The 14,958-nt window shown below is 55.4% G+C and carries 10 protein-coding genes; 9 read left to right on the top strand and 1 reads right to left on the bottom strand.

Going from position 1 to position 14,958, the window contains the following annotated elements; all coding sequences use genetic code 11:
- The first annotated feature begins 274 nt into the window (after positions 1 to 274).
- The 8 genes from KQI10_RS07365 (at position 275) to KQI10_RS07330 (ending at position 12,930) form a co-directional block, all read left to right on the top strand.
- Positions 275 to 2,677: a glycoside hydrolase family 3 C-terminal domain-containing protein gene (locus KQI10_RS07365; RefSeq protein ID WP_216566762.1), complete on the top strand. Its 2,403-nt coding sequence runs from the start codon at positions 275 to 277 to the stop codon at positions 2,675 to 2,677.
- A gap of 129 nt (positions 2,678 to 2,806) precedes the next feature.
- On the top strand, positions 2,807 to 3,394 hold the full coding sequence (gene lepB / locus KQI10_RS07360; RefSeq protein WP_216566761.1) for a signal peptidase I: 588 nt from the start codon (positions 2,807 to 2,809) through the stop codon (positions 3,392 to 3,394).
- Positions 3,395 to 3,406: 12 nt separating this feature from the next.
- Positions 3,407 to 8,992 (top strand): SpaA isopeptide-forming pilin-related protein, encoded by a 5,586-nt coding sequence (locus KQI10_RS07355; protein ID WP_216566760.1) that lies wholly within the window; start codon positions 3,407 to 3,409, stop codon positions 8,990 to 8,992.
- Positions 8,993 to 9,010: 18 nt separating this feature from the next.
- Positions 9,011 to 9,793, top strand: coding sequence for a class C sortase (locus KQI10_RS07350; protein ID WP_216566759.1), 783 nt, complete (start codon positions 9,011 to 9,013; stop codon positions 9,791 to 9,793).
- Between the two features lie 25 nt (positions 9,794 to 9,818).
- On the top strand, positions 9,819 to 10,022 hold the full coding sequence (locus tag KQI10_RS07345) for a hypothetical protein (protein WP_216566758.1): 204 nt from the start codon (positions 9,819 to 9,821) through the stop codon (positions 10,020 to 10,022).
- The gene (locus tag KQI10_RS07340) at positions 10,013 to 10,393 is read left to right on the top strand and encodes a sortase (RefSeq protein ID WP_216566757.1); all 381 of its coding nucleotides are present in this window, start codon (positions 10,013 to 10,015) and stop codon (positions 10,391 to 10,393) included. Before KQI10_RS07345 ends, KQI10_RS07340 begins: the two co-directional genes overlap by 10 nt.
- A 412-nt stretch (positions 10,394 to 10,805) precedes the next feature.
- Positions 10,806 to 11,372: an RNA polymerase sigma factor gene (locus KQI10_RS07335; RefSeq protein ID WP_216566756.1), complete on the top strand. Its 567-nt coding sequence runs from the start codon at positions 10,806 to 10,808 to the stop codon at positions 11,370 to 11,372.
- Positions 11,359 to 12,930, top strand: coding sequence for an immunoglobulin-like domain-containing protein (locus KQI10_RS07330; RefSeq protein ID WP_216566755.1), 1,572 nt, complete (start codon positions 11,359 to 11,361; stop codon positions 12,928 to 12,930). The genes KQI10_RS07335 and KQI10_RS07330 overlap by 14 nt, the downstream gene beginning before the upstream one ends.
- 37 nt (positions 12,931 to 12,967) lie before the next feature.
- Here KQI10_RS07330 and KQI10_RS07325 read toward each other — a convergent pair whose 3' ends face one another.
- Positions 12,968 to 13,276: a hypothetical protein gene (locus KQI10_RS07325; RefSeq protein ID WP_216566754.1), complete on the bottom strand. Its 309-nt coding sequence runs from the start codon at positions 13,274 to 13,276 to the stop codon at positions 12,968 to 12,970.
- 294 nt (positions 13,277 to 13,570) lie between these two features.
- Here KQI10_RS07325 and KQI10_RS07320 point away from each other — a divergent pair, with 294 nt between their 5' ends.
- Positions 13,571 to 14,929 carry an MATE family efflux transporter gene (locus KQI10_RS07320; protein WP_216566753.1) on the top strand — a complete coding sequence of 453 codons (1,359 nt, stop codon included), beginning with the start codon at positions 13,571 to 13,573 and terminating at the stop codon, positions 14,927 to 14,929.
- Positions 14,930 to 14,958 lie beyond the last annotated feature (29 nt).

Here is a 14,958-nt window from a genome sequence, read left to right as displayed (position 1 = left end):
AAGAAGCTCCGCAAGAATGCGGCTTAAGGGAGGCGCTGCCAGAAAGCCGCCCTCCCTTAAGAATCCTTTCCGGCCTCAAAACCAACGGGGCTTGTACTTGCGTAGCTTACCGGGCTTGCTAGCCGCGGTTCAACGAAATCTGGAGATAAGTACCTGTGTCACTTCTTCTCCCACGGCTACGGGGGTGACTTATTCCCCAAGTGCCAACTTAACTTGACAGAGAATCCCCAAAAGCATATACTTGCTATAAAAGACACAAATTTGGAGGTGCCCCATGGATCAGAAAAAAATGGAGACATTGACCCCGGATTCTCTGGCGCAGAAGACCGGAAGAACGGCAATCGGTTCCGCGGCGCGGGACCCGGAGATGTCCGCCCTGTGCCGGCAGGCCGCGGCGGAGGGAATTGTGCTTCTGAAAAATGAGGGGGTTTTGCCTCTGAAAAAGGAGGAGGAGACAGCCTTTTTCGGCCGGGTTCAGAACGATTGGTTCTATGTGGGCTACGGCTCCGGCGGAGATGTGAATCCCCCTTATCGGGTCAGTCCGATGGACGCATTCCGGGAGAAGGGTGTTCGATTCCATGAAGCTCTGGCTCAGACCTATGCCGCCTGGAGCCAGACCCATGTGCCTCCCGCGGCGGAGTGGGCCCAGTGGCCCGCCAGTCTGGAGGAGATGCCGCTTTCCCGGAAACAGATCGAGTCCGCGGCCCAAACCAGCGAAACCGCTGTGGTTTTTCTGGGCCGGGCCATGGGGGAAAGCATGGATAATCAGGCAAAGCCCGGCTATTTCTATCTGACGGATGCCGAAAAGGACCTTTTGGACCAGGTGAGTACCGTGTTTTCCAAAACGGCGGTGGTTATCGATGCCGGGAGCATATTGGATATGTCCTGGACAGACGACCCCAAAATCGGGGCTATCCTCTATGCCTTTCAGGGCGGTATGGAGTCCGGCAATGCTCTGGCGGACGTGCTCTATGGCGATGTGAACCCCAGCGGCAGGCTGACGGATACGGTAGCCCGTTGCTATGAGGATTATCCCGCCTCCGGCAATTTCGGCGCGGCGGACTATAACGTGTATCAGGAAGATATCTATGTTGGCTACCGCTATTTTGAGACCTTCGCAAGGGACCGGGTCCTTTATCCCTTCGGCTTTGGCCTAAGCTATACGACCTTTGCGCTGAAAACCTGTTATGCGTTAGAGGACGGTGAATGCGTTCTCCGCACGGCGGTCACAAATACCGGAACCCTCCCGGGAAAGGAGGTCGTGCAGGTCTATGCCGCTCCGCCTCAGGGGAAGCTGGGCAAGCCTCTGCGGAATCTGGCGGCGTTCGGAAAGACGAAACTGCTTTCTCCCGGAGAGACGGAAACGCTGGAATTCAGACTGAACCCGGCGGACTTTGCCTCCTTTGACGATTCCGGCGTCACCGGGCACAAAAGCGCCTATGTGCTGGAGCCGGGAGAATATGTACTGTATGTCGGCGGTGATGTCCGCAGGGCAAGGCAGGCGGGTGCCTGGAGGCTGGATGCGCTCCGGCTTACAAAGCAGCTGACCGCGCAGGCGGCTCCCACGGCAGAATTTCTGCGGATGAAGCCTCAGGAAACGGCTTCCGGCCTGGTGCCCGTTTACGAACCTGTGCCCAGGCGGGAAACCAGCCGGAAAGCGGATATCCTTGCCCATTTGCCGGAGGAAACGCCCTTTACAGGGGACCGGGGCATTGGGTTTGCCGATGTCCGCAATGGCGGTGCCTCTCTGGATGACTTTGTGGCCCAGCTGGATATCCGGGAGCTGGATGCCATCACCCGCGGCGAGGGCCTGATGGACAGTCCGCTCGGTCCCGCGGGCAATGCCGGAGTGCTGGGCGGCACAACGGCCTCTTTGCGGGAGAAGGGCATTCCAACCATCACCACAACCGACGGCCCCTCCGGCATCCGTCTGGCCTGCTACGCCTCTCTGCTGCCCTGCGGTACGGCACTGGCCAGCTCCTGGAACCCGGCGCTGGTGGAAAAGCTGGGAGTACGGTTCGGCAGGGAAATGGCGGAAAGGGGATCGGATATCCTTCTGGGCCCCGGCCTGAATATCCACAGGGATCCTCTGTGCGGCAGAAATTTTGAGTACTTTTCGGAAGATCCCTATGTTTCCGGCGTCATGGCAGCGGCCATGGTTCGGGGCATTCAATCAAACCCCGGCCGCAGCGCCTGCCCCAAACATTTTGCCTGCAACAATCAGGAGTGGATGCGGAATCAGACGGATTCCCGGGTCTCCGAACGGGCACTGCGGGAGATCTACCTCCGGGGCTTCGAGCTGTGCGTTGCCCGGGCAAAGCCATTGACCCTGATGACCTCTTACAATAAGGTCAACGGGGTATGGGCCCACTATCACTATGATCTGGTCACCAACATTCTCCGGGGGGAGTGGGGCTATGACGGCCTTGTGATCACCGATTGGTGGATGCAGCCGGCAGTGGACCCGGATTTTCCGGACGTCTCCAACAATGCCTACCGGGTCCGTGCCCAGGTGGATGTGCTGATGCCCGGCGGCAGGGAATTCGGGTGCTTTGAAAGCGACGATTCTCTTGCAAAGTCCTTCGAAAGCCCCAATGGCATCACCCTTGGAGAGCTGCAGCGCGGCGCGAAAAATGTTCTGCGGCTGTGTGAAAGGCTGAAATGGAAGCATTGCTGAAATATGTAGCTTATGTGCAAAAATGACAGAAATTTTCATATCTTTTTGTGGAAATGTTGATTTTTCGATGTATTTGTGATATACTGCACAAGAGATCCTGCAATGAAGCAACTTCTGTGGAGTTTAGAAATGAAAAAAAGAGACACTTCACCTGAAATTCCGACTTTGGAACAGCTGGAATCGGAGCGGAAGCGGCTCCGCTACCGTTCCCGTTATGGCCGGGCGCTGCGCAGTACGCTTTATGCGCTGCTGGTCGTGGCTGCCGCCGCGGTGCTGGTCGCAACGATCTGGATGCCGGTGCTGCAGATCTATGGCGGTTCCATGTCCCCGACTCTGAACGAGCGGGATATTGTAGTCTCCATCAAGGGGACGGAATTAAAGCAGGGAGATCTTGTAGCCTTTTATGTCGGAAACAAGATTCTTGTAAAGCGTGTGATAGCCGGTCCGGGAGAGACGGTGGATATAGATGCGGAGGGAAACGTCTATGTGGACGGAAGGCTCCTGCGGGAACCCTATTTGACGGAGAAATCCTTCGGAGACGCCAATATCGAGCTGCCCTATCAGGTGCCGGAGAATCGGTATTTCTGCATGGGCGATCACCGTTCCACTTCGGTGGATTCCCGGCATACGGAGATCGGCTGTATTTCTCAGGAACAGATTATCGGAAAAATCGTCTTCCGGGTCTGGCCTTTCAAAAGCTTTGGCGTGTTGGAATAGGGGGGTACAGAGATGAAACGCTCGATTTTGCCCGAAGAGGACAAATGGATCCAAAAACGGCGCTCACAAAAACGATGGCATAAGGTCGTGGCGGTGCTGGGTCTGGCAGTGGCGCTGGGTACCGTCTATGCGCTGGCCCTCCCGGCGGTCACTCTGGAAAAAGAGTGCCAGCTCCCGGAGCATACCCATGATGATTCCTGCTATACCCAGATCCTTTCCGTTACGGAGACGGTTCCCCACTGCGCCGCGGAGGTCCACACCCATACGGCCTCCTGCTATGACGCGGCCGGGGAACTCCGGTGCGGCTACGCGGATTTTCTGGTGCATCGGCATGACAGCGCCTGCTATGATGAAAGCGGGAAGCTGTGGTGTACGCTGCCGGAAATAGACGCCCACACCCATACGGATGCCTGCTATACACCGGGGCATACCCATGATGATTCCTGCTGCTACACTCAGGAACGGGGAGCGCTTACATGTACGCTTCATGCCCATACAGAGGACTGCTGGACAGAGACGGAAAATCTCGTCTGCGGGGAATCGGAAACTCCGGAGCATACCCACAGTGAAAGCTGTTATGAGACGACCCGGGAGCTGACCTGCGGCATCGAGAGCGACCACGTCCATACGGACGAATGCTATGCCTGGGAGCAGAAGCTGACCTGCGGCCAGGCGGAGAGCGCGGAGCCTGTTCTTGTTTGTGGGGTGCGGGAGATCACGCTCCACCGCCATACCCATGCCTGCTATGACGCAAACGGCGGTCTGGTCTGCGGCAAGCTCCAGATTCTGCGGCACCAGCATGGGGAGGAATGCTTCCGCACGGAAGAAGTCCCGGTGGACACCCAAACACTGACCTGCACCGATGAAACCCATGTGCATACGGCCCGGTGCTATGGCCAGTGGGAACTGACCTGCGGCATGGAAGAACACGCCCACGGCCCGGACTGCACCCCGCCGGAAGCCACGGAAGGAACCGAGGCCACGGAGGAAACGGAATCCACGGAGAAAACCGAGGCCACGGAAGAAACGGAAGCCACGGAGGAAACCGAGGCCACGGAGGAAACGGAAGCCACGGAGGAAACCGAGGCCACGGAAGAAACGGAAGCTGCCGATGAGACTGCCCCGGAGGGCGTTCCCAGCGGCCTGCCGGTGATGGGCACCGCCTACGCCGCCCAAGGCCCCCGCAGGGTCATGGCTGTGGCCCTGACCGGGGCAGATGACCCGGCAGAGGGCGAAATGGGTACGGCTGAGCCTGTGAATGTAGCTCCCCATATTGTGGAAAATGGAACCAAGCTGGAATACCGGTTAAGTGAGAATGACACTTGGAAGGATGCATCAACAGCACATCAGATTCCCGGCAACGCCGAGTTCAAGCTGACGGTGAAGTATGAAGGTGTGCCCATTGCTGATTTGCTGGCAGCGGGTGGAAAAATGACCTACACCCTGCCGGATGTCTTCCGGGATGCAAAGGCTGACGGCGCCATCCAGGATGCGTACAACAAGGAAATCGGCACCATCACGGTATCCGGCCAAACTGCGACCATTACCTTCCAGACAGAATGGTTAAAGGGTCAGCAGACAAATAACTCCGTCATCGGCGGCGATTTCTATGTCCAGGGCAAGGCGAATCTGTCAAAGATCCCGGATGACGGCAATGCAACGATTCAAATCGGCAATGTTTCCATCAAAGTCAACTTCGACGGGGATCTGATCGCCCAATACGGCGAAGTGCAGATCGAAAAGACAGTGGCAAAGAAAGTTATTCGGGGAGAGGATGGAAGGGACTACCTGGAATACACCCTGACAGTCACCGCCGGACCGGACGGCTGCCCCGAGGTGACGGTTACCGATGCCTTTGGAACGGGGAAGGATTGGGTCGATGGGTATGTTCGGCTGGAGGGAAATACCGAGACGGTCGTTATAGACAACGAGAACAAAACCATGACCTGGACGATCGGTGATATGACGGCCAGTCAAAAAAAGACCCTTACTTATCGTGTTTTGCTGAAGGAGGGCTATACCGGCGGCAAGCCTAAGGATAACATTCAGAACACTGCCACGGTTTTCTCCAAAACCTATGACCGGAATTCTGCAACGGCAACCTTTACGCCGGAAACCAAGGCAACGCTGGTCAAGGGAATTCTGGGCAGCATCAACGAGACAAAGGAAGGTAATCTGGAACTTACCTATTATGTCTGGGTGACGGCAAAAGACAGCAGCTATACCTTGAGAGACGTTGTAATCAAAGACTCCCTGGACGATTCGGTGCTTCACGATGGCGTGTGCACAAAACCGGAGCTTCGGAAGTACATGTATTATAAAGAAGGCAGCTTTAAGCTGTACCAGGGTGGAGACGGCAGCGCAAATCAGAATAACTTAACCACAGTATATACCGCGGAGCCTTCCGGACACCTGACATTCAATGAATCGAGAAATGACAGTAACAAGCCGAACGGTGCCTTTGAATACCATGTAGGGGCGCTGAAACCCAATGAAAGCAGAACACTGGTGTACACCGTTGTGATCGAGCCGGGGTTCTTTACGGTGGCGGGCAACAATACAGAAATCGTCAAGAACCGTGTACAAATCTATTGGGTTGATGAAAACAACCAGGCGGTTTTGATGCCGGGACAGAAATGGTTTGTCGAAAGACAAATCACCCGCAAGGCATGGTCCCGGAAAGTGGTGGGACAGGCGCAGACAGAAGACGTCACGGTGGATATGACAGGCGGAAGTGTCTATGACTCCGATGGAACGACCACGGATAACACCCAAAACTTCATTGCACCGGAGGGAAGCTATCAGTATCAGGTACTGGTCAATGAGGCCGGGGATTGGGATTTGTCCTCTGCCCAGCTGAGGGATACCCTCAGCAGCTACATGACCTTTGTGGGCTATGTGAAGGTGGATGCGTTCCATATTGATCAAGAAGCGCCTGCTTCCAGTCTTGAAGATCAGGCGGCACTGGGTTATTTTGCAGACAAAGACCCTGCCGAAACCTTCTGGGTCAAAATTGATGGTAAGACACAATTTGCAATTACCCCCAAAACCTGTTCGCCCAACCAGAATCACGCCTACCGCCTGACCTATTATGCAAAGCCAAATGCTACCGGTACGGTGCTGGTAACCAATGAGTTTGAACTCAGCGGCACAGTGGGGTATGGCGGAAATACTTATACCCTTGCAAGGATCAAGGCCAGTGCCCAGGTGACTGTTTCCGGCGATAACAGCTTTGCTGCTCAGAAGCATGCCCTGTTCTATGAGCCGCCCAAGGGTGCTGGGGATTATAAGAGGGGCACCCTCTACTGGGCAATCCGGGTGGATGGCAAGTCCTTGCCTGCGGGCTTTGCCCTCAAGGATACCCCTGCCGCCGGAACGGGCATCACAGGCAATCACATCCATGAGGATTCTCTGATCGGCGTGTATACAGGTGCAACTGGCCTGACTCTGTCGGACTACAAGACACTGGATGCTCTGCAAAGCCAGCTGACAGAGGTACAATCTGATAACTATACTTCCAATCGCGAAGATGGTCAGCCCCTGACGGTCACGTTTAAGGATGCCGTGCAATTGGATGGTAAATCGCTGTATGTCCTGGTGAAAACAGAGCCGGATGCGTTGCCCGAGAAGCCCCGGGATGTGTTGACCTACAAAAACGGGCTGCAAACCTCCTCCGCAGAAGGAAACTGGGTTGACCACGGCCCGGCACAGCAGACCCTTTATGGCAAGGCAACCATTTTCAAGGAACTGGCAGATGTGATTACAAGCGATGGCCAGAACATCAAATATATCAACGGAACAAACAGAGCAAGATATGATGCATCTCTGCTGCCAGTCCCGGGAAAATATGTGGGCTGGCTGATCCACCTGAACTATGCCGGTACACTGGATGGAACCTACCGGGTGGAGGAGCAAATCCCTGAGGGAATGGAAATCGCCTACATTCGGATGTATTGGTATGGGAAAAAGATTACGAGTGAAATGCCCAAGTCCACAATGGCCAAAATCGACGACCTGGGAGCGGACTGGATCCAAAACGACAACACCTCTACAGGAAATAATACCGGATCCCTCACCAACTTCTACTATGTAAATGGTCAAAAAGCCATTATGAAGGTCACAAATCTGTTCCCCGGCGGCGGCGACGCAGATGATTACGCCGTGGAGCTGCAAATCGTCTGCAAGCTGACGGATAAAGATGTTCTGCTGGGTGGACAGGAAAAGACCTTTAACAACACGGTCACACTGTACAATTCCACTGGTGATGTGATCGACACCGCAGCCAGCGGCGTGACCCTGTCTGTGCCCCAGATGAAGAAGGGAAAGGGCAATACGGCCGAGGTTACCGGCGGCAACTATCCCTTTACGATTCAGCTCAACCAGGAGGGCATTGACCTGATGCCCGGAGCGGAGAAAATCACCCTGGTGGATGAGCTGGGAGACAATCTGACCATTGACATTTCCTCCATCACGGTGAAGAACAGCAACACAGATCAGCCATTGCCAGCAGGTTCCTGGAGTTCCTCTGTGGAAAAAAAGGACGGAAAGCAGACCCTGAAAATCATCCTGCCGGATAATCAGCCACTGACCATTTCCTACACCACCGCTGTCAACGCAGCGCCGGGACAGACCGTTACCGTGGAGAACAATGCCCACTGGGAAGGCTACGCCACCACCACTGGAGGCTCTGTGAAAGACAACAGTTTCCAATATCAGGCCGGCGGTACAGCCGGAGCAGCACCGACACCCCAGATCCTCATTTCCAAGGTGGATCAGTACAATAACCAGCAGAAACTGGCCGGTGCGACATTTAAGCTGACGGAGATGGAACTGAAAGATGGCAAGCTGGTAGAAACGGAAAAAGTCTACACCGGAACGACCGCTGATGACGGTAGTCTGACCTTTGGTACAGCATCGGATCAGATTCTGGAGTACAATACAGTGTATCAGATCCGGGAGACACAAGCCCCCGTAGGCTATGTGCTGGACGATGCACCCCACTATGTTCTGATTGCGAAACAGCAGGAGGATAACAGCTATCCGGATTATTCGGCTGAGAAGACGTTGGGCGTGACTATCCACTACGCAACGCCCCAGTATACCTACACGGCCTTCAACCACAAGGGCGAGATCGAGGTCACCAAGGTATTCCAAAATGCCGATGGCAGTAAACTTGAGAAACCCCACAACGGAACCTATCGATTTGGCCTGTTTGCGGATGAAGAGGGTACCAAACTGATTCAGGAGACCTATGTCACCTATGCCTACGGCCAGCTGACGGCTTCCGCCAGATTCACGGATGTGGCGTTCGGAACCTATTATGTCTTCGAGCTGAATGACCAGGGAAAAACCATCCCGCACGGCCAGCCGGGGACGGTGGGCGGCGTACCCTTTGTGGGGTTCTACGACAGGACGGAAATTACCGTTACGGCGCAGGCCCCTGTGGGGAAAGTGACGGTTACCAATCGTCTGAATTATGCCGAGCTGCCCCGCACCGGCGGCAGCGGCACGGCGGGCTTCACTGCGCTGGGTATCCTGCTCATTGCGGCAAGTCTGACGCTCTTTGCGGTCAAAAGACGGAGAGAACCCCGCTCTTGATTCCCATAGAATAGGGGCGTGCCCTTGCTGCTGTATCCCACGGTCAGCGACTACTGGAATACGCTGCACGTCTCGGCGGCGGTGACCTCCTATGCCCAGCAGGTAAGCAGCCTGGATAACGGGCAGTGTTCCGAACTGCTCTCGGCAGCAAGGGCCTATAATCAAAGCCTGTCCGGCCGGGACAATCCTTACGTATTGCCTGCCGAACAAAAGGCACAGTATGAAAGGCTTCTGAATCTGGAAGGCACGGGCATTATGGGCTATATCGAAATTCCGAATATCGACCTGTCCCTGCCCATTTACCATGGCACCGATGAAGCGGTGCTTCAGGTCGCCGTGGGCCATCTGGACTGGACCAGCCTGACGGTAGGCGGGGAGAGCACCCATTGCGTGCTTTCCGGCCACAGAGGGCTGCCCAGCGCCAAACTGTTCACCAATCTGGACAAGCTGGTAGTGGGGGATACCTTCGTTATCCGCATCCTGGACGAGGTGCTGACCTATGAGGTCACAAAGGTCCTCATTGTGGAGCCGACCGAGACGGAGGAACTGACCATTCGGGAGGGGGAGGACCTGTGTACGCTGGTCACATGCACCCCCTACGGCATCAATACCCACCGCCTTCTGGTCTGCGGGCGGCGGACGGACAACGCTCCGGAGGTGAAAACCATCCGGGTGGTCTCGGACGCGGTGCAGGTAGAGCCTTTGCTGGTGGCCCCAGTTGTGGCCGCGCCGATTTTCCTGATTCTTGTGATTCTGCTGCTCTCCGGCAGCGGGAAAAGGAGAGAGAAAGATAAAGACTAGACGTTTCCTTGCGCTCCTTCTGTGCGTGATCCTGTCTCTGGGGCTGCTGCCTCTGGCAGCTGGCGCGGAGACCATTGACACGGGGCGGGACTGCGCCCTGACGGTGGATTTTCTGGACAATGGCGTACCCATTGCGGGCTTTCCCTTTTCCATTTACTATGTGGCAAGCGTGGATGCTCAGGGAACCTTCACGGCGGAGGGGGACTTTCAGAAGTACCTGTGCGGATAGATGACCGGGAGTATATCGGTGTTCTCTCCATCCCTGACCTGGGCCGGGAGCTGCCGGTCATCAGCTCTTGGGACTATCCCGGTCTGCGCGTAGCTCCCTGCCGGTATACAGGCTCCGCCTACACCGATGATCTGGTGATCGCTGCCCACAACTACGCCAGTCATTTCGGCCGCCTGCGGGAGCTGTCTCAGGGCGATAGTATTCGCTTTACGGACACGGACGGCAATGTTTTTGATTATGTGGTCTCCGAGTTGGAGATATTGGAACCCTACGCTGTTTCGCAAATGACAGAGGGCGACTGGGACCTGACCCTGTTCACCTGTACTCCCGGCGGCCAGTACCGTGTCACACTCCGCTGCAATCGGAAATGACAGATGTTCTCTTTGTGAACTGCTTTGCGTATTTCTGATCCGCTTTACACCAACAGCGGGCCTACAAAAATGCAAATCCGCACAATTCCGTTGACGGTCTGCTCCGGCCCGTTTCTCTGGCTGCTGGAATCCGGACGGAAAGCTGCTGGAATCGACCGCTTTCCGCTGATGGACACCCGCGAAATTCACAAATCCATATCACAGGCGATTTTACCGTTTGTGCATTTTCTTGTTAGTTGACGCTAATGGGGCCGTTAAGAAGGCGTGTCATTGCAAACCAGTGACGACGACTTTTTAATGGCCCCATTTTTCTTGCGTCTTTTTCAAAATTTGTTATACTAAGGAAAAACCATCCGGGTGTTTTCTGCGACTGTATAGGTGAAGGGCCCAAAAGAAACAAGGAGGGATGCACATGGACGATCAGGCCATTATTGATCTCTATTGGGATCGGTCCGAGGAGGCCATTGTACAGACAGATAAAAAGTACGGAAAATACTGCTTCACCATTGCCAACCGGATTTTGGAGAACCCGGACGATTCCGAGGAGTGCGTCAGCGATACATACATGAGCGCATGGAACCGGATGCCGCCGGTGCGGCCACAGATTCTGTCCGTTTTTCTGGGCAAGATCACGAGGAATATTTCTGTCAGCCGTTGGCGGAAGCAGAGCGCGGTCAAGCGCGGCGGCGGTACTGTGGCTGTGGCGCTGGAGGAGCTGGAAGCCTGCACGCCCTCTTCCTGGGACGTGACCCAGGAGATGGAGCGGAAAGAGCTGGAAGCGCGGCTACGGGACTTCTGCGGCGGACTGCCAACTCAGGAGCGGATCGTATTTCTGAAACGCTACTGGTATGCGGAATCCCTGGGGGAAATTGCCGCGGAAACGGGCCTGAGCCAGTCCGCGGTCAAGTCCAGTCTGTACAGGTCCCGGAAAAAGCTGGGGGCCGTTTTGAAAAAGGAGGGCCTTTATGAAGTCGGTTGATCTGTTTTCCATGCTGAATACCCTGCCGGATGCCTGGATTCAGGAGGCAGAAGGAACGATGGCCAGACAGAAAAGCGGGCGCGGCAGAAAAACGATCCGTTTTCTGCTGATCGCCGCTTTGGTGGCCTGCCTGGGTGCTACGGCCTACGCCGCCATTGCCAGAAATCTGAACTGGACTCCGGAGCAGCAGAAAGCACTGCAGGAATATCAGGATATGAAGTATATCGGAGTCGCATCCAAGAACTGGGATGTCTTTGGTGTGGTTGTAGAGCTGTCGGCGGAGTTGAAGGATGATGGAAATCTGAATATCACGGCAAATCCCTGGTCGGCCAAGATAGCGGAGGACACCTACGGTGAGAACACGGAAAAGGCCCTGGAAGCAGGGGAGGAATACTGGCTTGAGAAGTGGGACGGGGAAGCGTTTCAGGAAATACAGACCCTGTCCGGAGCGCCTTGGCAGGTCTCCCGGCAGTCGCTCCCTGCCGGGGAGAATACCAGCTGGACGGTGGATCCGGTCCGGATGTACGGTCAGCTGGAGGCCGGCATCTATCGGGTGGGTATGATGCTGAACACCCCGGAGCACCCGGAAAACACCATGGGGGCCTACGCCAAGTTCATCGTCTTCAGCAATGACATTCAGGGATATATGGATGACTTTGAAAATGCGCTGGCGCGGCTGAAGGCCAGACAGACCTTCCATATCCGCAGCGAGAGCTATTATGTAATGGATGACCAGGATCTGACCAAAGACATATGGTGGGACAACGGAAACTTCCTTGCGAGAAGGTGCAGCTACATTCATGGCCTGCATCAGTTCCAATGGGATCGGGCGGAGTTGGAATGGAACGGGCAGCTCTACAGCCTGATTTGGGGCAGCGAGGAAATGGACGGCCCCCCGGCAGAAATGGAAGCCGTATATTACGACGCGTCAGACTGCGTGAAGCTGGCACTGTCAGTCACGGAATCCTTCCTTTACAGGACAGAGCAGGCGGCAGCAGACGGAGATACGGTGATCTTCCGGAAGGGCCCCTTTGAATTCTGGGGCGGTGTGCGCGAAGGTGCAGAGCTGCGTGTTCAATATGACGCCGCGGGAGAGATCCGGAAAATAGACTATATTTCCGAGCAGCAGACGACTGCCATCGAGGTCATGGACGAGACTCCGGAACAGATTGCCGAAGCCATCGCCTCTGTGGATATCCGGGCCCTGCCCGCCTTCTCCTATGCTGAGGAGCTGGAGGCCATAGAGGCTATGGGCTATGAAATGCGGACCCAGGGCTTTGCGGGCACACAGCCCCAGGCGTCGCCGGATCGGGACACCATCCTGAAGCTGGCACAGAAGGAAGTCGCGGAGAAGGGCTTTAACATGTTTACGGTCTCCTACGATGAGGGGACGCGGATGTGGAAGGTGGAATGCATGTATTCCTCGAACAGTGAACCCTACGAGGTGATCTACCTGGACAGCACAGGCATCCCAAAGCTCCACGCCGTCCGCCCCCCTCGGGAGGACTACACCACTGAGGGGTTGCCCAAGCCCCAGCAGTGGAAGCTGCTGCAATGAAAATCAGGGGCCGCTGCATTTGGCAGCGGCCCCGTGCTCAATAATCCCACATATGTTCTTTTACATAGGCGTCCATTTCCTTTTCATAGCGGAAACGGACGTTTTTCATGCTTTCACCCTGTAAAATGGAAAAATAGGCCTCCTGGTGGATGGCGCATTGCTCCGGGTCGCCGGTAAAGAGATTTTCCGCGGTCATCAGGGCAAAGGCGGCGTCCGGGTATTTGGCCCGAAGCCTGGGATCCTCCCGGGCGGTGCGGAGCTGGGCCATACCGGGAATTTTCGAGAAGACATCCGCTTCCAGCTGATACAGGGGCAGGGGCGCGGACTGTAATACAGGTGCTGCCATCTTTTTCAAACCTCCCATAAAAACACACTGTGACGGATTATAGCACAGGGCCGGGAACGGCACAATAGGCGATTTTCACAGAAAACGCCCCGGAAAATCCACAACCTTTCCCCTTGACAAAGCATATCTTCGGGGAAACCGGCAAAGGCGACGGTTCTCCCAAGAATTCCGGATGGAAAGAAGACAGCGGAGATATGGAAAACGCCGGAAATTTAGAAAACGGTTGATTTTTTGTTAGAATATGCTAAAATATGGAATGAATTTTTGTGAGAAATCCATGAGGAGTGTTTTGAAATGAATAAGGATCTTACCGTCGGCGCGCCGGATAAGGTGCTGCGGCAGTTCTGCATCCCTTTGCTTGGCAGCATCATCTTCCAGCAGCTTTATAACATTGCGGACAGTCTGGTGGCCGGAAAATTCATCGGCGAGAATGCGCTGGCTGCCGTTGGCAACAGCTATGAGATCACCCTGATTTTCCTTGCCTTCGCCTTTGGCTGCAATATGGGCTGCTCCGTCATCGTGTCCCAGCTGTTTGGGGCCAAGGATTATAAGGGCGTGAAGACCGCCGTATATACTGCCGCTATCTTCAGCGCGCTGGTGTGCGGCACGCTGATGGTTTTGGGCGTGACCTGCTGCAATGGCCTCCTGCGGCTGATCCGAACTCCGGAGGAGGTTCTGGCGGATTCCAAGCTGTATCTGGATATCTATGTCTACGGCCTGCCCTTTGTCTTCTTCTATAATATTTCCACCGGCATCTTCTCCGCCATGGGTGATTCCAAAACGCCTTTCTGGTTTCTGGCGGTATCGTCCCTGTCCAATATCGCCATGGACATCCTGTTTGTCAAGGCATTCCGGATGGGTGTGGCCGGTGTGGCATGGGCTACCTTCCTGTGCCAGGGGGTCAGCTGCCTGCTGGCGGTCGTTGTAGTGGTCCGGCGGCTGGAAAAAGTGTGCGCGGGGGAGAAGGCACCCTTGTTTAACAAGCAGCTGCTTGGGCGGATTGTGATCATTGCTGTTCCCAGTATTTTGCAGCAGAGCTTCATCTCCGTGGGCAATATCATTATTCAGGGCCTGATTAACGGCTTCGGCCCCGCGGTCATGGCAGGCTATTCCGCCGCCATCAAGCTGAACAGTCTGGCACTGACCTGTTTTACCACCATCGGCAATGGCGTTTCCAATTACACCGCCCAGAACATCGGTGCGGAAAAGCTGCCCCGGGTGCGTCAGGGTTTCAAAGCCGGCCTGAAAATGATCTGGACCTTTGCAATTCCTCTGGTTCTGATTTATTTTCTGGGCGGCAAGTATGTGCTGCGGCTGTTCCTGGATGAGGGATCCGATACTGCCGCCAAAACGGGGCTTACCTTCCTGCGCATTGTCTCTCCCTTCTATATGGTGATCTCCGCCAAGCTGATTGCCGATGGCATCCTCCGGGGCGCCGGACTGATGAAGAAATTCATGGTGGCGACCTTTGTGGATCTGTTCCTGCGGGTGGTGCTGGCTTCTGTTCTCAGCCGGACGGCTATGGGCTCGCTCGGCATCTGGGCCTCCTGGCCTGTGGGCTGGATTGCCGCGGCGGTGATTTCCCTGTACTATTACCGTACAGGACCCTGGATGGAAAAGAAGCCGGAACCGGAGCTGGAGGAAAAAGCGTAAATCAAACCGGCTGCCCGCAGGCAGCCGGT

Origin of the sequence: Pseudoflavonifractor sp. MSJ-30 (assembly GCF_018918045.1) — a bacterium.
GTDB lineage: Bacteria > Bacillota > Clostridia > Oscillospirales > Oscillospiraceae > Faecousia.
This window is presented reverse-complemented; position numbering and strand designations above follow the sequence as displayed.

Excerpts from the sequence above, each read along its gene's own strand:
- KQI10_RS07365 (WP_216566762.1), top strand. The coding sequence starts at position 275 with ATGGATCAGAAAAAAATGGAGACATTGACCCCGGATTCTCTGGCGCAG.
- lepB (WP_216566761.1), top strand. The coding sequence starts at position 2,807 with ATGAAAAAAAGAGACACTTCACCTGAAATTCCGACTTTGGAACAGCTG.
- KQI10_RS07355 (WP_216566760.1), top strand. The coding sequence starts at position 3,407 with ATGAAACGCTCGATTTTGCCCGAAGAGGACAAATGGATCCAAAAACGG.
- KQI10_RS07335 (WP_216566756.1), top strand. The coding sequence starts at position 10,806 with ATGGACGATCAGGCCATTATTGATCTCTATTGGGATCGGTCCGAGGAG.
- KQI10_RS07330 (WP_216566755.1), top strand. The coding sequence starts at position 11,359 with ATGAAGTCGGTTGATCTGTTTTCCATGCTGAATACCCTGCCGGATGCC.
- KQI10_RS07325 (WP_216566754.1), bottom strand. The coding sequence starts at position 13,276 with ATGGCAGCACCTGTATTACAGTCCGCGCCCCTGCCCCTGTATCAGCTG.
- KQI10_RS07320 (WP_216566753.1), top strand. The coding sequence starts at position 13,571 with ATGAATAAGGATCTTACCGTCGGCGCGCCGGATAAGGTGCTGCGGCAG.